Annotated in this window: 18 protein-coding genes; 2 read left to right on the forward strand and 16 right to left on the reverse strand. The window is 33.9% G+C overall.

From position 1 onward, the window contains the following. Nucleotides 1-98: 98 nt before the first annotated feature. From uvrC to ACJDUH_RS13020, 13 genes are all read right to left on the reverse strand, one after another. Nucleotides 99-1,970: an excinuclease ABC subunit UvrC gene (uvrC, locus tag ACJDUH_RS12960; protein WP_406765622.1), complete on the reverse strand. Its 1,872-nt coding sequence runs from the start codon at nucleotides 1,968-1,970 to the stop codon at nucleotides 99-101. 42 nt (nucleotides 1,971-2,012) lie between these two features. Further along, complete coding sequence (locus tag ACJDUH_RS12965) at nucleotides 2,013-2,615, reverse strand: metal-dependent hydrolase (RefSeq protein WP_406765623.1); 603 nt, start codon at nucleotides 2,613-2,615, stop codon at nucleotides 2,013-2,015. A 134-nt stretch (nucleotides 2,616-2,749) separates the two neighbouring features. Beyond that, on the reverse strand, nucleotides 2,750-2,884 hold the full coding sequence (locus ACJDUH_RS12970; protein WP_406765624.1) for an OadG-related small transporter subunit: 135 nt from the start codon (nucleotides 2,882-2,884) through the stop codon (nucleotides 2,750-2,752). 23 nt (nucleotides 2,885-2,907) lie between these two features. After that, nucleotides 2,908-4,032, reverse strand: coding sequence for a sodium ion-translocating decarboxylase subunit beta (locus tag ACJDUH_RS12975; protein ID WP_406765625.1), 1,125 nt, complete (start codon nucleotides 4,030-4,032; stop codon nucleotides 2,908-2,910). Between the two features lie 72 nt (nucleotides 4,033-4,104). Continuing rightward, the gene (locus ACJDUH_RS12980; protein ID WP_406765626.1) at nucleotides 4,105-4,476 is read right to left on the reverse strand and encodes a biotin/lipoyl-containing protein; all 372 of its coding nucleotides are present in this window, start codon (nucleotides 4,474-4,476) and stop codon (nucleotides 4,105-4,107) included. 29 nt (nucleotides 4,477-4,505) lie between these two features. After that, entirely contained in the window at nucleotides 4,506-4,709 is a 204-nt protein-coding gene (locus tag ACJDUH_RS12985) for a hypothetical protein (RefSeq protein WP_406765627.1), read from the reverse strand. Nucleotides 4,710-4,727: 18 nt separating this feature from the next. Next, the gene (locus ACJDUH_RS12990) at nucleotides 4,728-6,131 is read right to left on the reverse strand and encodes an oxaloacetate decarboxylase subunit alpha (protein WP_406765628.1); all 1,404 of its coding nucleotides are present in this window, start codon (nucleotides 6,129-6,131) and stop codon (nucleotides 4,728-4,730) included. Between the two features lie 95 nt (nucleotides 6,132-6,226). Next, a complete protein-coding gene (gene citX, locus ACJDUH_RS12995) occupies nucleotides 6,227-6,769 on the reverse strand; it encodes a citrate lyase holo-[acyl-carrier protein] synthase (RefSeq protein ID WP_406765629.1) in 543 nt (180 codons plus the stop codon). A gap of 88 nt (nucleotides 6,770-6,857) precedes the next feature. Next, nucleotides 6,858-8,390, reverse strand: a complete 1,533-nt coding sequence (citF, locus tag ACJDUH_RS13000; protein WP_406765630.1) for a citrate lyase subunit alpha — start codon at nucleotides 8,388-8,390, stop codon at nucleotides 6,858-6,860. 14 nt (nucleotides 8,391-8,404) lie between these two features. Then, nucleotides 8,405-9,289, reverse strand: coding sequence for a citrate (pro-3S)-lyase subunit beta (gene citE / locus ACJDUH_RS13005; protein WP_406765631.1), 885 nt, complete (start codon nucleotides 9,287-9,289; stop codon nucleotides 8,405-8,407). A gap of 2 nt (nucleotides 9,290-9,291) precedes the next feature. Beyond that, nucleotides 9,292-9,588: a citrate lyase acyl carrier protein gene (gene citD, locus ACJDUH_RS13010; RefSeq protein ID WP_406765632.1), complete on the reverse strand. Its 297-nt coding sequence runs from the start codon at nucleotides 9,586-9,588 to the stop codon at nucleotides 9,292-9,294. Between the two features lie 318 nt (nucleotides 9,589-9,906). Beyond that, nucleotides 9,907-10,587, reverse strand: a complete 681-nt coding sequence (locus ACJDUH_RS13015) for a GntR family transcriptional regulator (protein WP_406765633.1) — start codon at nucleotides 10,585-10,587, stop codon at nucleotides 9,907-9,909. Between the two features lie 134 nt (nucleotides 10,588-10,721). Continuing rightward, nucleotides 10,722-12,953, reverse strand: a complete 2,232-nt coding sequence (locus ACJDUH_RS13020) for a cache domain-containing protein (RefSeq protein WP_406765634.1) — start codon at nucleotides 12,951-12,953, stop codon at nucleotides 10,722-10,724. Between the two features lie 226 nt (nucleotides 12,954-13,179). Between ACJDUH_RS13020 and ACJDUH_RS13025 the strand changes: the two genes are divergently transcribed. Next, the gene (locus ACJDUH_RS13025; RefSeq protein WP_406765635.1) at nucleotides 13,180-13,875 is read left to right on the forward strand and encodes a response regulator transcription factor; all 696 of its coding nucleotides are present in this window, start codon (nucleotides 13,180-13,182) and stop codon (nucleotides 13,873-13,875) included. 7 nt (nucleotides 13,876-13,882) lie between these two features. Here the strand turns inward: ACJDUH_RS13025 and ACJDUH_RS13030 are convergent, their stop codons facing one another. Then, complete coding sequence (locus ACJDUH_RS13030; protein WP_406765636.1) at nucleotides 13,883-14,974, reverse strand: AbrB family transcriptional regulator; 1,092 nt, start codon at nucleotides 14,972-14,974, stop codon at nucleotides 13,883-13,885. Between the two features lie 380 nt (nucleotides 14,975-15,354). On the opposite strand from ACJDUH_RS13030, the gene ACJDUH_RS13035 reads away from it, so the two are divergent. Further along, nucleotides 15,355-16,290 (forward strand): LysR family transcriptional regulator, encoded by a 936-nt coding sequence (locus ACJDUH_RS13035; RefSeq protein ID WP_406765637.1) that lies wholly within the window; start codon nucleotides 15,355-15,357, stop codon nucleotides 16,288-16,290. A gap of 103 nt (nucleotides 16,291-16,393) precedes the next feature. Here ACJDUH_RS13035 and ACJDUH_RS13040 read toward each other — a convergent pair whose 3' ends face one another. Continuing rightward, nucleotides 16,394-17,818, reverse strand: a complete 1,425-nt coding sequence (locus ACJDUH_RS13040) for a peptidoglycan D,D-transpeptidase FtsI family protein (protein ID WP_406765638.1) — start codon at nucleotides 17,816-17,818, stop codon at nucleotides 16,394-16,396. Between the two features lie 56 nt (nucleotides 17,819-17,874). Next, on the reverse strand, nucleotides 17,875-19,074 hold the full coding sequence (locus tag ACJDUH_RS13045; protein ID WP_406765639.1) for an FtsW/RodA/SpoVE family cell cycle protein: 1,200 nt from the start codon (nucleotides 19,072-19,074) through the stop codon (nucleotides 17,875-17,877). Nucleotides 19,075-19,081: the final 7 nt, after the last annotated feature.

Genomic DNA, 19,081 nt, shown 5'->3' on the forward strand with positions numbered 1-19,081 from the left:
TTAAAGACTCACATTTCTAGTATAATTTTTCTAGCTGTATTAATCAAGTTTTAGTTTTTTATATTTTCTAATACTTCAAGTTTCTTACATATCATATATTAATCTTTTCCAGCATTTCTAAAATAATCGAATATACTTTGTGCAGCTCTTTTATCAATTGCAGGTGTTTCTAGTAATTCTTCTACCTTGGCATTCTTTATGTTTTCAATGCTGCCAAACTTTTTTAGAAGCTCTTTCCTTCTCTTTTCTCCTACTCCCGGAATATCTTCCAAAACTGAGTGAAGGACTCTCTTATCTCTAAGGCTTCTATGATAAGTAATTGCAAATCTGTGAACCTCATCCTGAATTCTCGTTATAAGCTGCATAACATTTGAACTTGGCCTAATAAGCACCTCATTATTATTATATATTAAACCTCTGGTATTGTGCTTATCGTCCTTAACCATGCCGCATACTGGTATATCAATATTTAAGCTGGCTAAAACTTCAAGGGCAATATTTACCTGACCCTTTCCACCGTCCATCAGTATTAAATCTGGAAAAACACAAAACTTGCCTGCACTTAATTCTAAGTTTCTTTCCTTTATCTTCTCTATTTCCTCTAATCCATGTTTAAAACGCCTTGTTAATATTTCTCTCATGCTGTCATAGTCATTAGCACCTATAACTGACTTTATTTTAAATCTTCTATAATCACTATTTTTAGCCTTTCCGCCCTCAAAAACAATCATACTTCCAACAGAGTCTACCCCTTGAATATTAGATATATCATAAGCCTCAATTCTATTAGGAAGCTCTTCTAAGTCTATAACAGAAGCTAATTCTTTAAGAGCAGTTTTATGAATTTCCTTGTCTTGAAGCAGTTTAAGCTTAAACTGTTCTAAGGTTAGTTTAGCATTTTTTGTAACCATTTCAAGTAAATCTTTTTTGTCACCTCTTTGAGGAACCTTAATTGAGACTTTTGAGCCTCTTTTCATGGTAAGCCACTCCTCTATAAGCTCACTATCCTCTATGTTTTGAACAAATATATTCTTTGGCACAAAGGCAGTACCACCATAAAACTCCTTAACAAAATCAGATATTATTTCTCCATTTGAAATACCTGCTGTATTTTCAAGCATATAATTTTCTTTGCCTAAAATTTTGCCATCTCTTAAGAAAAATATCATAGCACAGGTGTCTTTCTCATCGCTGTAAATACTTATAAAGTCTTCGTCCTCAAAGTTTCCTGTTATAATCTTCTGCTTTTCTACTATTTTTAAAACCGCAGCTATTTTATCTCTATAGGAAGCTGCATTTTCAAATTCTAATTTCTCTGCCGCTGCTTCCATTTCAATCTTTAATTCCCTTAACACATGCTTATCTTTTCCCGAAAGTAGATCAATAATATCTTGTACAAGCTTTCCATAGTCTTCTTTGGAAACTAAGCCTGCACAGGGAGCGTTACATAAGCCAATATGATAATTAAGACAAGGTCTTATGTTAGTTTCACCTTCTTTAATCACCATTTTACAAGTTCTTATTGGAAATACCTTCTTTATTAAATCAAGTGTTTCGTAGACTGCAGAAACATCAGTGTAAGGTCCAAAATATTTAGCACCGTCCTTAGCTAATATTCTTGTCATAAATACCCTAGGATAATCCTCATTTGTAGTAATTTTTATAAAAGGATAGTGTTTATCGTCTTTTAGCAAAATATTATACTTTGGCCTATACTTTTTTATAAGATTGCACTCTAAAATAAGTGCTTCCATTTCAGAATCTGTAACTATATTTTCAAATTCAGCTATATTTTTTACCATAGCTTTAACTTTTTCAGAATGATTCTTTGAACTCTGAAAATATTGTCTCACTCTATTTTTAAGAATCTTAGCCTTGCCAACATAAATTACTTCTCCTAAGGAGTTTTTCATTAAATACACTCCAGGCTTATCTGGCAATATTTTTAGTTGATATTCGAAATCAAACATGGTTTACCTCCATGGAAATCATTTGTGTTTTAATCTATTTATCTATGTAATTGTAGGGATTTTATAAATCACATAAAGAAGTCCAATAACTACAAGTACCAGTTCGATAAATGTTCCAAACTTTGAGCCTACTTTATAGGTCAGCGGCAGCTTAATTTTCTTATTTTTAAAGGGGTAAAAAAGAGGTATTCCTCTGTTAGTTGCCATATCCCCTAAAAGATGTGTGCTGTAACCTATAATAAAATAAGAGGTTAGATGCTTTAAATTGTATTTATCTCCAATATATCCTGCTATAAATGTAAAAGTAATCATTCCTAAAAGGCTGTGAGTAAGTCCTTCCCTATGAGAGGAAAGTCCAATTGCGATAAGAGCTGCCCCTAAAGCCTTGTAGGCGGGTTCATTTGTATATAAATAATCAAACCACAGCACTATTATACCACTACAAAAGTATAAAGTAACTTTTGTATTCTTGTTTTTAAAGGGCAGTATATATTTATTTACAATGCTCTTGGGGTGATCTAAATCTGGCAGCAGCGAGGCAGCCAAGACAACTGTCATTCCCAAATAGCTGAAGCCACCAGGTAATCTGTTACATAGAGCAATATAGGCTGCTACTCCAATTCCCGCATGTGTTTTCCCTGTCATAATTTCTCCTACATATACTATACGAATAAAGATCTATTTTTTATAGTGTAAAATAAAAAGCTTAGTATCTCTTAAACAGCATAGATACTAAGCTTCATTATAACATAGAAACATATGTTCACAAAGGGAATCCATTATTTTTCAGGAAATACTTTAATAAGTCCCTTTATTAAAAGAAATATTATAAATAATACTACAAATATTCCACCCATTCCTGATAATAAAATATTTATTGACTCTTTAAAATTAGAAGCAATTATACTATCCATATAAGCCACCTGCCTTATCTTTCTTAAAATTTAACTAGGTTTAGTATTAAGCCACCTGCTATAACAGAAGCAATTTGTCCTGCTACGTTGGCTCCAACAGCATGCATTAATATGAAGTTTTGATTATCTTCCTTTTGAGCCATTTTTTGAATTACTCTAGCTGACATTGGAAAGGCTGATATTCCTGCAGCACCTACCATTGGATTTATCTTTTTCTTTAAGAAAAGATTTAGGAACTTTGCAAATAATACTCCACCGATGGTATCAAAAATAAAGGCTACAAGACCAAGTCCAATTACAAGAGCAGTCTTTAAGGTTACAAATTGTTCTGCCTTCATGGAAGATGCAATTGTTATTCCAAGTAATAGAGTTATTATATTTACTAGTTCATTTTGAGCAGACTTAGATAACTTGTCTAAGACACCGCATTCTCTAATAAGGTTACCGAACATTAAGAATCCTACTAAGGAAACAGAAGTCGGTGCTATAAGACCAGCTATTATTGTTACTAGTATAGGAAATAGTATTCTTGTCTTTTTAGATATGCTTTCTGCCTTGTAAGGCATTCTTATTCTTCTCTCTTTTTTAGTGGTAACTAATTTAATAGCAAAAGGCTGTATTACCGGTACTAGTGACATATAAGAATATGCAGCTACAGTAATTGGTGCTATAAGGTTACTCTTAAAAAAGTTTGCCACAAATATTGACGTAGGGCCATCTGCTGCACCTATAATCCCTATGGATGCTGCATCCTTTAAATTAAAGCCTAAAAGCACTGCAGCGCAAATGGTAAAGAATATTCCAAACTGTGCTGCTGCTCCAAATAGAAGCATAAATGGATTTGATAAAAGAGGTCCAAAGTCTATCATTGCTCCTATTCCTATGAATAACAGCAGCGGGAACATTTCTGTAGCTATCCCACCATTAAATAAAACATCTAAGATTCCTTCTATTTTAGTACCATTTAAGACTTGAGTTACAGCTCCGGACATAGGTATATTTACAAGTATTGCTCCGAAACCTATTGGCAACAATAAGGCTGGTTCAAAGTCTTTTGCGATTGCCAGATAAATAAGTATGCCCCCAATCACCCACATAACAATCTGTTTAATGGTGATTGCAGCTATACCCTGAAGTAAAAATTCCATTTATATTTCCTCCCTGTTATTTTGCTATTTGTACAATAGTTATTTAACTTTAGTATTACCTTGCTTATATGCTTATCCTATTTGTACAAGCATTTCTCCAGGATTAACAGATTGTCCATTTGAAACTCCAATTGAAGTTACCCTTCCATCAACAGGTGATACTATTTCATTTTCCATCTTCATTGCCTCTAATATTAGTAATGGCTGATTTTTCTTTACTACATCTCCAACCTTTACTTTTATAGCAATAATAGTACCTGGCATAGGTGCCTCTATGGTTGTTCCTACAGAAACATTATTTTCAATAGGTGCCTTAGCTGATGCTATTAAAGCTGCTGATGTATTTTTTTCATTATCTGCAAGTGAAGCAGCAGTTTCTCCAGTTACTTCTTCAATTTCTACTTCATATACCTTTTCATTTAATTTTATTATATATTTCTTCATGTATAGGACTCCTTCCAAATTAATAATCTCTATTTAACTCTTCTGATTTTTGAAATGTGGAAATGTGAATCAGGCTTATCCTTACCAGCCATTATTGAAGCTGCAAGAGCCACAACTACCTTTTCTTCCTCTTCTATTTCAAGCTCAGTATCATAATTTGAGTCATTTTCCTGTAAACTATCATTTTCTTCTTCTTTACTAAAAAGTCCTTTAAAAAAGCTGCCTATTCCCACTCTAATCACTCCCTTGGTTTACATTGTTACATATATATAATGAGGCTTATCCTCATCACTGCTTTCACTGTCATTAGCTGTACCCTTAAGCCTATCTTCGAAGAATTTCTTTGCTACCTGCGGAAATAAAATATAGGATAGTAAATCTTCCATTGAGTTTGCGAGGCTTCCTATTTCTTCTCTATATTTTTCAATTTCTGGCTCTAACAAATCTGCAGGTCTTACTGTTATAACCTCTTCATCACCAATAATTATCTTTTTAATTTCATCCTTTATTGGCGCTGGTGACTTTCCATATAGGCCCTTTACATATTCCTTTATTTCCTTAGGAACCATTTTATATCTTTCACCGGCTAGAATATTAAATACAGCTTGGGTTCCCACCATTTGGCTAAGTGGGGTAACTAATGGAGGAAAACCTAAATCCTCCCTTACCTTAGGAATTTCTCTAAGGACTTCTTCGAATTTATCTTCTGCCTTCTGGGACTTAAGCTGTGACAAAAGATTTGAAAGCATTCCACCTGGAACCTTATAGGTTATAGTTTTAGGCTCAACATCCATAACCTTAGGATTTAATATTCCTGCTTCCCTGTATTTTTCTTTTATAGGCTTAAAATAATCTGCAATTTCTCCCAGTAAATTTATGTCTAATTTTGAATCCCTTTCACCCTCTTTAAGAGTGAGTACCATTGACTCTGTAGCTGGCTGTGAAGTACCTTCTCCAAATGGTGAAATTGCAGTATCTATTATATCTATTCCAGCTTCTACCGCTTTTAAATAGGTCATAGATGCAATTCCGCTTGTACTATGAGTATGTAAATCTAAAGGAACACCTATATTCTCCTTTAGCTTCTTCACAAGCTCATAGGCTGAGTTAGGAGTCAATATGCCCGCCATATCTTTTATGCAAATGGAATCTGCTCCTAAAGTCTCCATCTTCTTTGATAATTCAACATAATAGTCTAAGGTATGAATGGCGCTTGTAGTATAGCTTATTGCACACTGGCAGTGAGCTCCTGCTTCTTTTATAGCCTTAATGGAAGTTTCAAGGTTTCTCACATCATTTAGTGCATCAAAAACTCTTATAATATCTATTCCATTTTCCACCGACTTTTTAATAAAGGCTTCTACAACATCATCAGGATAATGCTTGTAACCTAAAAGATTCTGTCCTCTTAAAAGCATTTGAAGCTTTGTATTTTTAACCCTTTTTCGAATTTCCCTTAACCTTTCCCAAGGATCCTCATTAAGAAATCGAAGACAGGCATCAAAGGTTGCTCCTCCCCAGACCTCCAGTGAATAATAACCTACGTTGTCCATCTTTTCTAGAATTGGTAGTATTTCTTCTGTTTTAAGTCTTGTAGCAATTAATGATTGATGTCCATCTCTAAGTGCTGTTTCAGTTATTTTAACTGGATTCATTTTAATTCACCTTCCTAGTATTCATCTCTAATGAGCAGTCTTACTAGCTTAGTTTAGTATGCCCATTTCGATTTAAGTAAATCTATTAAATTGCTTTATAACTTTATGTTTTTAAAATAATCTATTGCCATTTCTTCTATTTTTTCTATTAACTCACTAACTTCATGTTTTCTTGATCTGCCGCATTCAAAGGCATTACTTTTACATATAAGGCATTTTCTTGGCTGAAGACCTAAGTCTCTCCTTGAAACTTGGTTACCCGATGCATCTAAAACGTCAAAATCATATAGTCTTCCAAGGGGATGAATTTCTTCAATATCTGCAGCTATTTTTTTAATTAATTTATCTTTTTCATAAAATACTGCAAAATACTCTGGACCGCTGTTTTTATATAAGATTTTTTCATGTACAATATCAATTAAAAGTTCCCCCAATTTTTGTTTAAAGGCTCTTAACCCTTCATCAAAAATATTTTTTACAAGTGGGTTATACTTAACGGCTCCTGGTATATTTAATTTATAAGAAACTATGGTACTTCCATATTTATTTATTAAATATTGCTGATAATCAACTCTTATATCTCTTGCTTCCAATATATCTTCAAGGCTTTGTTTTTCACCGCTAAAGTACTCACTCACTTATAATCACTCCTTGCTAACAATTATGAGACGATGCAATTGTCTGTAAAATCTGCTATGCGGCAGAAGAAACGTCCCCGTTCCACGTCTATTTTACCTTTTTAACTACATCAATAATGCTTCCATCTCTATATTCAATTATACCAACAACTTCACCTTCGTACTCAATCTTATCTGGAATACCAACTATACTGTAAGCTTTATCCTTTAGTTCTTCTATGCTCTTTACTGGAAGATTAACTGCTTTAAAGCTTTCTAATAAATCAGTTCTCCTTGGATTTACAGCGATACCTACTTCTGTTACTACAACGTCAATGCTTTCACCTGGTGTAATTACAGTGTTTACATCTTCAACGATGCAAGGTATTCTGCCGCGGATTAATGGAGTAACAATAACAGTAAGCTTTGCACAAGCAGCTGTATCTGAGTGTCCTCCAGAAGCGCCTCTTAAAACTCCATCTGAGCCAGTCATAACATTTACATTGAATTTTGTATCTATTTCAAGTGCTGATAATACAACTACATCAAGCTTATTAGCTATGCATCCCTTATTATGAGGATTAGCATAAAAGGAAGCATCTATTTCATGCTGCATTGGATTATTTCCAATAGAATTTACTGAAACCAAATCGAAGTCTTGTACATCATAAATATGTTTAATTAAGCCTTCTTCAAGCATCTCTATCATAGGCTTGGTTATTCCACCTAAAGCAAAACTAGCTTTTATATCTCTCTTAAGCATCTCTTCTCTTAAAAATCTAGTTACTGCAAGTGCTGAACCACCTGAACCTGTTTGAAAGGAGTAACCATCTTTGAAATAAGGTGAAGCAGTTATTGCCTTACTTGCATTCTCGGCTATTAAAAGCTCCTTTGGATTCTTAGTATACCTTGTAGCACCAGAAGCTATTCCTGCAGGATCTCCAATTGAATCTATTTTAACCACATAATCAACATAGGTTTGGTCAATGCTAGCAGGCATGTTTGGGAACTCTACCAAGCAATCTGTAAGTATAACTACCTTGTCTGCATATTTGGCATCCACCATAGCATAGCCTAAGGAGCCGCAGTTTGCCTTTCCTCTAGTACCACTTGCGTTTCCATACTCATCAGAGGCTGGGGCACCTAAAAATGCTACATCTATTTTAATATCCCCACACTCTACTGCTCTAGCTCTTCCACCATGAGATCTTACAATAACAGGCTCCTTTAAGATTCCACTGGAAATAGCTTCTGCCAATGCTCCTCTTAGCCCGCTTGTAGTTATTTTAGATATTACTCCATTTTTTATATGTTCAATAAGAGGCTTATGTACACTTCCAAGTGAACTGGTAGCTAGTGTTAAATCCTTTATTCCAAGCTTTGCAATTACCCCTAAGACATTATTTAAAATATAGTCTCCTTCTCTAAAGTGATGATGAAAGGAGATTGTCATACCATCCTTTAAACCAGTTTTTAATATAGCTTCTTCAATACTTCTTAATAGTTTATTTTCACCAGGTTTAACTGGCTTTATCTTAGGAGTTGTTTTTACTATTTCGTCACTAAAGGCAAATTGACCTTCAAAAGGTTTTCTGTCCTTTAATATTCCATCTGGAATCTCTCTTCCAATAATGTTTATCATATTTTTTAACCTCCTTATGCATTCACATTTAGGCCTGATGCAGCAGCTAACTGAAGTATTCTTTCAGCTCTTTCCACTATAGGCTTATCTACCATTTTTCCATTTACAGAAATAACTCCAAGGCCTTTTTCTTCTGCTTCTTTAGCAGCTCTTACTATAGAAATTGACTTATTAATTTCTTTTTCTGATGGTGTGTAAATCTCATGTACTGGCTTAATCTGTCTTGGATTAATAACAGACTTACCATCAAATCCAAGCTGTTTAATAAGTTCTACTTCTCTTCTAAAGCCTTCCTCATTATCAACCTCTGTATAAACTGTATCCAAGGCATAAATTCCTGCAGCTCTTGCAGCAATAACAATCTGGCTTCTAGCTCCTAAAAGCTCCATGCCGTCAGGATACCTCTTTGTCTTAAGATTTGTTACATAGTCCTCTGCTCCTAGAGCTACTGCTATTAGCCTTTTACTTGCAGTGGCAATTTCAAAGGCATTAATTATCCCAATTGGGCTTTCAATTGCCGCCATCATCTTTGTACTTCCAACATCTCTACCGCACTTTCTTTCTACTTCTTCTATAACAGCTTCTACTGCATGTATGTCTTCCTTTCTTTCAGTTTTAGGAAGTCTTATAACATGTACTCCAGCTCTAACAACAGCCTCTATGTCCTCTCTTCCAAAGGGAGAATCCAGTCCATTTATTCTTACAACTAATTCTGTATTTCCATAATCTATAGTTTTTAATGCATTATATATTAAAAATCTAGCGGAATCCTTTTCAGTTAAGGCAACTGCATCCTCTAGGTCAAACATGAGAGAGTCTGCACCATAAATGTAAGCGTCCCTAACCATACTTGGATTACTTGCTGGAAGGAACATCATTGTTCTTCTTAATCTCTCCATAACTATACGGCCTCCCAATCAAATTTCTCTTTTATACCTGCTGCTCTATAGGCTGCACATTGTACTCTTGCCTTAATTGTGCAATCTAAAGCCCCTTTATCTGCAGCTATTATTCTAGCATTCTCTACTTTTAGATTTTCTAAGGTTTCAGTTATTACCTTTCTTATTTGTCTCCCATACTGTCTTTCTACACTACTGTTAAGCTCAATTTGTATTCCAGCTTCTTCTGTAGGTTCTATAATTATTTGGATGTCACTAGATTCTAAAGTTCCAGCTATTGAGTTTTTCATTAGCTTCATGATTTCCCTCCTGTTTTCCTCTGGGGTACATGAAGATTATTAATCTTCATGCCTCCTGTATTCCTTTGAAGCACAAAACAATGATTAATTATTTTGCGTCCTGCTTTTTTTATTGTATTAAGCAATTATTAATTCAATACGCTAAATTCATTACCGGCCAGTATTTAAGTTAATTATAAAATAAACATAGTTCCCACTAAAGTTTTTTTGATGTTCTTTAGTGTATTTTTTGTGTTTTTTTACATATAAAAAGAAGAATAACCATGAAGGGTTATTCTTCTTTTTATATGTTATATGCTTTATAAATTAGCCTTCTAACTAATCTTTAATCTCCGAGGTTACTATAATTAGTGAGTATTCCAGGTGCTTTTTTATAATAAACTCTATGCCTTCCTTATCTTTTTCTATTATGGCCTTTAAAATTTCTCTATGCTCCTTAATGCCTTCTTCTCTTCTTTCATTTTCCGAAATGGAAATATTCCTAAACCTTTGAAGGTATTCGTTTAACCTGCTGATCATACTTTCTAATCTTTTCATTCTGCTGGCTCTATAAATTCTAGTATTAAATTCACCAAATAATTTAATTACCTCTTCAACCTTACCTGCTCTGTTTTGTTCTTCAGTTAAATCAAGGAGTTTTTCTATTTCATTAATCTCTTCTAAAGTTATATTATCCATGGCATTGATTGCAGCTAGTACTTCTAAACTGTGTCTTATTTTATAAATTTCTATGACGTCTTCAGTAGAAATCTTTTTCACCACAACACCTTTTCTTGGCAGATATTCTACTAATTCCTCCATTTCAAGTCTTCTTAGTGCTTCTCTAATTGGGGTTCTGCTTATATTCAATCTTTCAGCATATTCTTTTTCTATAATTCTTTCACCAACTGGAATAATGCCACTTATTATGGTTTTTCTTAAGCTTTCATAAACAACATCACTTATAGGTTTATTCTGACTGAAATCCGTGCTTTCAACTAGTTTATCTATATAATCCATTATGAAAACTCCCTCTCTTTATTAAACAGAATATATTATATATAGATTTTAGCATAAATTTTAATGTGATATGCAACTTTTCTATGCTAGTTCTAACTTTTATTCAAAAGCAGAAAAATAATAGAAAAGATTTTCTAAGAAATCTTTTCTATTAAACTTGAAAGCTTGGCCAATTCTATAGGTTTTAAAATGTAAGCATCAGCAGCCTCATTGTTATTTATTTCCTTTTCGTTTCCGTCAATATATCCAGTCATAATAATTACTAACGCATCACTTCTAAGTTCCTTCACCTTTGCTGCTAGCTCACTTCCATTCATGTTAGGCATCATATAGTCAGTTATAAGTAAATCAAATCTATTAGTATCTGCTTGAAAAAGCTTTAGAGCCTTTAAGCTGTCTGTTTCCGAGACCACATTATAGCCTAGGTGCTCAAGTCCCTTCTTCAGCACTTTAGTGACCTTTACATTATCATCAACTAGAAGTATTTTTTTATTTTTAGTTTGAATACTTTTAATGTTTTCAGTGCCTTCAACTATTACTTCTTCCTCTACCAGCGGTAAATAAACCTTAATAGCAGTACCTACTCCCACCTCACTGTCAACAGTTATAATACCCTTATATTTGTCTATTATGTTGTGAACGACAAAAAGTCCAAGGCCTGTTCCTTCACCCATGGCTTTTGTGGTAAAGAAAGGGTCAAATATTCTTTCCTTAGTTTCTTCATTCATACCGCAGCCATTATCTTCAACAGTAAGTTCAATATAATTATTTTGCCTATGCAGGGCTTTATTTATTTCCTGTGCTTTTGTACCATTAATATTGGTTAAAGTTATTTTTATCAAGCCCTCTTTGCCTTTAATAGCTTGAAAAGCATTAGTACATAAATTAAATATAACCTGGTGTATTTGTGTAAAATTAGCTTTCACATACCCTGCTGCGTTATTAAAATCTAACTGAAGTTTTATATTCTTAGGTAAAATTGCTTTCAATAACTTTATTGTTTCTTTTGTCACTTCATTTACATTAATAAGTTCCAGCTTAGTTATTTCTTTATCACTTCTGCTGAAAACTAAAATCTGTTCGATTAAATCCTTACCTTTTTTTGAAGCCTTAAATATCTCGTCAACATCCTCATAGTATTCACTATCTTGAGGCAAACTCATAAGCATTAGCTCTGAGTAACCAAGAATAGGGGTTAGCAGATTGTTTATATCATGAGCTATTCCACCTGCAAGAGTTCCAATCATTTTTAATCTCTCTGAATGAAAAAGCTCTGATTCCTTTTTTCGCAGCTGCTCAGAGGTTTCATTCAGCATCTTTAAATATTTAGTTTCTTTTTCAAGCTCTTCCTTGTTCCTTTTCATTCTGATTAATGTTGTTACAAATATATATATAAGGATTGCTATTAAACCATCTATAGCAATAATTTTTAGTAAAAATTTGTTTATAGGACCTTGAATCTCATCATAGGACATAGTTAGTGCAACCACCCAAAAGTGATCTCCTAGCTCTACAGGTGTATAGGCATTAAGCTTCTTTGCCTTAGTCAGTTCCTTATTACCTGCATCTGCCCACCAGTATGAATGATAAATTGCGGTTCCTTCCTTGCCTGTAAGTTGGTCTTTAATTAAATTTTCCAGTTCAGTATAATCCAGGCCAGGAAAAACTTGCTTTCTTGATTCAATAACATCCATTCCCACCTGCTCTTTTACTTGATGCATAATTATGATGCCCTCTTGATCCTTTACCATGGCATAGCCTTTTTCTCCAATTTTTACAGGCGCAATTAATTTATCATATAAAACATCTAGATTTACTGTTGCCGAGATTATTCCCCTGAAAGTTTCTCCATCGTAGATTGGTTGATATATATTTAAAATAAAAATATTTCTGCCTTTATCCATATAGGCATTTCCTATATAGGTGCTTTTTTTATTAATTGCCGTTTTTAAATCCTCATTTATTGCAACGTCATTATTTTTAAGACCTTGAGGATATTCTGCTATAGCCTTTCCTTCTTTATCAAAGATCCTTACGGTATCAATAGCCTCTCCCTGTGCAAGATAATAAGACTTTAATTCCTCCATAGAAGCATTAATCCTTTGAGTCTTGTCAACACCAGTAAAAGTCTTAACAAATTTATTATCTAAAGTGATTATTTTCATACTATCAGCAACTTCGTTTATAAAAAGCTCTATACTCCGAGAAATGGACCTGGAGGTACCAAGCATACTTTGCTGCTGCTGAACTACAATTGTATTTTTGTATTGATCATAGGTAATATAGGTAAGCAGGCATAAAATTGCCACTAATGCAATACCTATACAAATTCTAGCCTTTACAAATCGAAAATTCACACTATCCATGAACTTCTTTAACAATGATTTTGCCACCTCTGCACACCCCATAAATTATATTCTTCTATGAAAACAACTTAATAATAATTATAATATATCTTAGGCTTCACATAAAGCTTTTAATGTTATATTGAAATTTAGTATTTTAGTTATTGATTTTTAAAGCTTATTTTTAATATAATTAAATTAATCAATATAAGATGATAATTTAATCTTTTTATGATACGAGGTAATTATGGAACAAACTAAAATTCTCATTGTTGAAGACGAAGAACCTATAAGAAAATTAATCTGCAAGATATTAGCAAATGAAAACATGATGGTTTTTCAAGCTGAAAACGGTAGGCAAGCTCTTGAAATGATAAACAAATATAACTTTAATTTAATTATATTAGATATATTAATGGATGATATTTCAGGGTATGAAGTAGCAGAAGAAATTAGAAAGCACAATTTACAAATACCTATTATATTCTTAAGTGGTAAAAATCAAGATGAAGATATTATAAAGGGTCTGGACTTAGGAGCTGACAGCTATATTACTAAGCCCTTTAGTCCTACTGTGCTATTTGCTAAGGTTAAATCCCAACTTAAAAGGCACAAAGAAATTTCTCAAAATGATATTCCTAGTAATCTTATAATTAATGGATGCTTTAAATTTGATTTAAAAAGCTATAAGTTCTATAAGGAGGAGGTAGAAATTAAATTATCCTCAAAGGAAACAAAGCTTATAAAATTCTTCATGGAACATCCAAATCAAGTATATTCAAAGCAGGAACTATATCAGCAGGTATGGCAAGATAATTCTTCTGATGATAATAGTATTATGGTTTATATAAAATATTTAAGAGACAAAATTGAGAAGGTTCCAAGCAAGCCAAAATTTATTAAGACGGTTTGGGGGATTGGCTATCAGTTTACTGCAAATTAGTTTATAATTACAGTGAGCTGATAAACTTAACTAAAAATGGGAAAGTGGCTATTACGCATACATATCGTGCAAGCTGGAGAATAGCTACTTTAGGTGCATCTCCGCCAAGATCCTTTGCAATAAGAGCCATATCCGATACCCCTCCTGGTGCACTTGCTAAAAGTGAAGTAATTAATTCCAGTCCGCAAACCTTGGTTATAAAAATACCTATACATAGGTTTACCAGAATTATTCCCACTAAAAGTATTAATGCCGGCAAAATAATTCCTTTAAGTTCTACTATATTTCCATAGGTCATTCTTTCTCCAATAAGTATCCCGGCAAATACTTGGGTAAGTCTGCGTAAATTTAAGGGCATATATCCCCTATTAAAAATCACACTGAAAGCCCCAACTGAAAGCATGGAAAAAGTCAATGCCCCTGCAGGAATCTTCAGTTTATAGCCAATTAAACCTGCTGCTAAAGCCACAGTAAGTGTAAGTATAAGATTACTTACTTTTTCTTTTGAGCTGCTTTTTTCCTTAGTGGCTGCTGCAGCCTGCATTGATGCATCAACGCTATTGCTGCAGATAATTAAATCTGGGTTTTCATCACTTTTTTCAGATTTATTTATTCGTGAGGACAAGAATTTCAAAGATGGCGGAAAAATAATAAATACGCACATAAGTCTTACCATTTGCAATATAGCTACCTTTGAGGAATCTGCACCTAAATCATTGCTTATAAGTGACATATCAACAATTCCACCTGGAGCACAGGCAAAAAGAGCTGTAACTAAATTAATGCCTGTGATTTTATACATAATAAGCCCCATAAGTAAATCTAAAACTATCATAGTGGTAACCATTAAAATCGCTGGTTTTAGCATTTTTTTTAAATCTAATACATCTTTGTATTTAATGCCTGATCCAATAAAAGCACCTGCTGCAATTTGGGTAATTATTCTTACATCTTGAGGAAGATAAGCGCTTCCTGTTATTACGTTAAATATTGCTACTGACAGCATTGCTCCTACCATAGCACCTGCAGGAACTTTTAAACGAAGTGCTGTAAGTCCTCCTATTAAGCCTATAATTAAAGTTATTATCAAGTTAATCATCTATTAAGCCTTTTCCCTCTCTACAACGTCTTTTTTTACCCTAGGCAATTCTTGTTTACTCTATCATTAATTAAGTAATCGCGTGTCATGCTCCCACCACCTACGCTATGCTTAGAGAATGGGAGATTTCTACTGTGTTAGGTTATATTATACTTTCTTTACAATTGTTTTCTTCTTATATTTATTGTATCATTGAAATTGTAATATAACTAATACTATAATCTTTATAATTTATATAGGTTTTTACCTATACAGAGAGCATAACAATTGATAATTGTTGTGTGCAGGCAAAAGTCCTAAATGGACTTTTGCGGGTAACCTAGCTGGTGGGAATGGTTGTGTACAGGTTACCCAGTAAAGAGGAATACTAGGAGGTTACTATGGATTTTCGTCAACTTAAATATATGCTTATGGTGGCAGAAGAAAGAAGTTTTTCAAAGGCTGCGCAAAAGTTATATATAGCACAGCCCTCACTTAGTCAATATATTCAAAAATTAGAACAGCAACTTGGGGTGGAACTCTTTGATCGATCTACCTCCCCCCTTAGACTTACCTATGCTGGGGAACTATACGCTGAAACAGCCAAACACATTTTAGATTTAAATATGCAGTTATCACAGCAAATGGAAGACATCGTGGATTTTAAAAAAGGCAGACTTGTTATAGGCCTTTCCACTTTTCGAAGTACCTATATTATGCCAATGCTTCTTCCTTCCTTTTATGAGAAGTTTCCTGGAATAGATGTAGTTCTTATAGAAGGAACCTCACCAGAGTTATACGATCTGGCCGTTAAAGGAGTTACAGATATTTCTATTATGACTTTGCCAATAAATGAGGATCATTTTTCTTATGATCCAATTATGGAAGAAGAAATCTTGCTGGCCCTTCCACCTCACCATCCCGCATGTGAAAAATTTAAGGCTAATGAAATAGATATGAAGACTAGGCATAAGATTGAACTAAGCAGCCTGCGTGATGAACCTTTTATTCTTCTTAAACAAAATCAAAAATTACATCAAATTTCAGCCTATCTTTGTGAGCAAGCAGGTTTCAGGCCTAAAATCATACTTGAGACAGAAAGTATAGAAGCAGCACATGCCTTTGCTGCCGCTGGAATGGGAATTACCTTTATACCTGATACAATAGCAAGCTTTAACAGGTTTTTAGAACATCCCATGTATTTTTCATTAGAAGAGTTTAAGGCAACAAGAACACTGGTGGTTGCATACAGAAAGGGTAAATATATATCCAAAGCTGCCAAGGAATTTATCAACTTAGCACAAACAGTTTTAAAGCCACATAACAGTATAAAATAGCGGAAATATATAAAATATGCTCATTCCACATATTTTATATATTTCCGCTAATTTCGTTTTGTTTAATTTCAACTATTTCTTTATTACTAGCAATTAATTAATGTTACTTACCAAGTGCGGTTTTCATTACCTGGCCAGCTATTTTTGCAGCTGCTATACCTCCTTGGCCCCCATCTTCCACAATTACAGCAACAGCAATCTGAGGATTATCATAGGGAGCAAAGCCTATAAACCAAGAATGAGGTGGTTTACTTGGATCATTATCATGTTCAGCAGTACCTGTCTTTCCAGCTGCATTTATTCCTGGAATAGCTGCAGCTGTTCCTGTACCGCTGGTTACAACGCTTCTCATCATATCTTTCATAATAGCATCATTGTCTTTTGATAATATTGTCCCAATACCCTTAGGAGAAATATTTCTAATTGGATTTCCCTTGCTGTCCATAACCTGACTTACTATGTACGGTTCCATCATTGTACCGTCATTGGCTATTGTGCTTGCAATTAAAGCCATCTGCATTGGTGTTGCAAGTACCTCCCCTTGACCTATAGCAGTCATAGCTAAGTTTCCTTTTTCATTACTTTTTAAAGTAGGAAACTTACTATTTTCAATAGAAATGCCATCAGCAGGAATATTTTTATTAAAATAAAATTGTTCAGCTGTTGCCTTTAGTTTTGTATTTCCTAATTCCATGCCTAAGGTACCGAAATATACATTGCTGGATTCATAAAAGGCCTGTTTAAAGCCTATGTTTCCAAGTACTTCTCCATTAAAGTTGGAAAGGGACTCTTTTGAATTAAAAACAATCTTACCCTTATCTTCAACATGTTTATTTGTAACATTATTTATATTTTCCAGAGCACTTATTGCAGTAATAGTTTTAAAGGTTGAGCCTGGAGGGTACATTCCAGAGGTTGCTCTGTTAATTAGTGGGAGACTAGGATCCTTATTTATTGCTGCCCAGGTGTCAGATAAGTTATTTGGATCAAAGGAGGGCTTGGAAACTAAGGCTAAAACCTCTCCTGTTTTTGGGTTTAAGGCCACCACCGCACCTCTATTGTCTCCTAAAAGGTCATAAGCTGTTTTTTGAATATTGTAGTCTAAAGTAGTTTTTAAATTATCCCCTACTTTTTCTTCACTTTTTCCCTTATTTTTTATAAGAGTTAAAAGATCTGGTGTTTGTGTCTGCATAAGCTCCGAGTCATATTTTCTTTCAAGACCTGTAATTCCATATTTAATATCCACATAGCCAAGAGCATGTGCAAATAGGGGTCCTCCAGTATAGGTTCTCTTTTGAGTCTCCGTATTAACTCTTTCACTTGTAGTAAGTGCTTTCATATTTCTATCATAAATAGTCCCTCTAAGCACCTCATTTCTAATAGCCCAAAGCCTTTTATTATATTGGCTTTTAGCTATATCTGGTGCTTTATAAAGCTCAAAATAAGTTATATATGAAATAATCACTAAAAAGCAAAGCAGGAATACTATCAATACTTTTTTAATGTTATTGGAAATATCACCATCCATAAAAAGACCTCCGATTTTAATTTATAATTAATAAGTAATAACTCATATGGATGCCATTACTCTCCTTCTGAAATCTTCTGCAAAATTCCAAGTGAGAAAAATGTTATGAGCATGGAAGTTCCACCGTAGCTTATTAGAGGCAAAGTTATACCTGTAAGAGGTATTAAATTAATAACTCCTCCAAGTATTACTAAGGCTTGAGATGCAATTATGGCACTATAGCCCACTGCAACCAGTCTAGAGAAATTGTCTTCTACTAAAACAGCGGCTCTCATGCAACGATAAAATAGCAAGAAATAAATTATTATAAGTCCCAGTCCTAAAATAATGCCAAGCTCTTCACATATAACTGTAAAAATAAAGTCAGAAACATTTACAGGAATATATTGTGGGTAGTCAAAGCCGATTCCTCTTCCAAAAAGTCCTCCCCAGGAAATAGCAATTAAGGATTGAACAATTTGGTAGCCATCCCCATTTGCATAAGCCCATGGGTTCTTCCAAATCATGAATCTTACTCTTACATGACCGAAAAGTTTATAGCTTAGGTATCCACCAATTACAAAAAGAACTAAGCATACTAGAACATATTTAAATTTTGAAGTTGCTATATAAAGTATAGTAACAGATAGTGCAAAAACAATAAGCGCAGTTCCTAAATCCTTCTGCAGCATCATAAAACCAAGACAAATCATAACCACTATAGCTGGCTCTATTAAGTTTTTGCGATTCTTATAATCCTTTAAGGCAGTTGCTAAATATGCAACTAAAAAAAGCTTTCCAAATTCTGAAGGCTGCAAACTAAAGCCTCCAATTTTAATCCAGTTTTTTGCTCCCAATTCCTCAGTTCCTATGAGCAGAGAAGCGCCCATAAATATAATAGTTAAGGCTAAATAAAAATATTTATATTTAGCAAACCGCTTTAAATCAGGCAGCATTACAACTATAATAATGAAGCCTGCAACTCCTAAGGCAAACCACATTACTTGCTTAACTGCCAGTGATTGATTTATCCTATAAATTACGGCAAGACCTATTACAGAAAGAGCACTTGCTAAAACGAATATGTATTTATCCCCATCAGGATAAAATCTTCTAATTATAAAATGAGAATATGCTATTAAGGTAATTATAATAGCTGCAATAATGAGTGCCCCCTTGTCAATGGGCTGTTTTACAAGTGCAAGGTTTACAAAACAAACGATACAAAGCAGGTATACATACCTTAAGAGCTTCTTTTCGTCCTTTATGTTATCCATTCTATCA

This window comes from Candidatus Clostridium radicumherbarum (assembly GCF_045310525.1).
Lineage (GTDB): Bacteria > Bacillota > Clostridia > Clostridiales > Clostridiaceae > Clostridium_AT > Clostridium_AT radicumherbarum.

What these genes read in the sequence shown, in the direction of transcription:
- ACJDUH_RS13040 (WP_406765638.1), bottom strand. Translation starts at nt 17,818, where the DNA reads ATGGATGGTGATATTTCCAATAACATTAAAAAAGTATTGATAGTATTC.
- ACJDUH_RS12965 (WP_406765623.1), bottom strand. Translation starts at nt 2,615, where the DNA reads ATGACAGGGAAAACACATGCGGGAATTGGAGTAGCAGCCTATATTGCT.
- ACJDUH_RS12980 (WP_406765626.1), bottom strand. Translation starts at nt 4,476, where the DNA reads ATGAAGAAATATATAATAAAATTAAATGAAAAGGTATATGAAGTAGAA.
- ACJDUH_RS12990 (WP_406765628.1), bottom strand. Translation starts at nt 6,131, where the DNA reads ATGAATCCAGTTAAAATAACTGAAACAGCACTTAGAGATGGACATCAA.
- ACJDUH_RS12970 (WP_406765624.1), bottom strand. Translation starts at nt 2,884, where the DNA reads ATGGATAGTATAATTGCTTCTAATTTTAAAGAGTCAATAAATATTTTA.
- ACJDUH_RS13025 (WP_406765635.1), top strand. Translation starts at nt 13,180, where the DNA reads ATGGAACAAACTAAAATTCTCATTGTTGAAGACGAAGAACCTATAAGA.
- ACJDUH_RS12975 (WP_406765625.1), bottom strand. Translation starts at nt 4,032, where the DNA reads ATGGAATTTTTACTTCAGGGTATAGCTGCAATCACCATTAAACAGATT.
- ACJDUH_RS13020 (WP_406765634.1), bottom strand. Translation starts at nt 12,953, where the DNA reads ATGGATAGTGTGAATTTTCGATTTGTAAAGGCTAGAATTTGTATAGGT.
- ACJDUH_RS13030 (WP_406765636.1), bottom strand. Translation starts at nt 14,974, where the DNA reads ATGATTAACTTGATAATAACTTTAATTATAGGCTTAATAGGAGGACTT.
- ACJDUH_RS13015 (WP_406765633.1), bottom strand. Translation starts at nt 10,587, where the DNA reads ATGGATTATATAGATAAACTAGTTGAAAGCACGGATTTCAGTCAGAAT.
- citF (WP_406765630.1), bottom strand. Translation starts at nt 8,390, where the DNA reads ATGATAAACATTATTGGAAGAGAGATTCCAGATGGAATATTAAAGGAC.
- ACJDUH_RS13045 (WP_406765639.1), bottom strand. Translation starts at nt 19,074, where the DNA reads ATGGATAACATAAAGGACGAAAAGAAGCTCTTAAGGTATGTATACCTG.
- citE (WP_406765631.1), bottom strand. Translation starts at nt 9,289, where the DNA reads ATGGAGAGATTAAGAAGAACAATGATGTTCCTTCCAGCAAGTAATCCA.
- uvrC (WP_406765622.1), bottom strand. Translation starts at nt 1,970, where the DNA reads ATGTTTGATTTCGAATATCAACTAAAAATATTGCCAGATAAGCCTGGA.
- citD (WP_406765632.1), bottom strand. Translation starts at nt 9,588, where the DNA reads ATGAAGCTAATGAAAAACTCAATAGCTGGAACTTTAGAATCTAGTGAC.
- ACJDUH_RS13035 (WP_406765637.1), top strand. Translation starts at nt 15,355, where the DNA reads ATGGATTTTCGTCAACTTAAATATATGCTTATGGTGGCAGAAGAAAGA.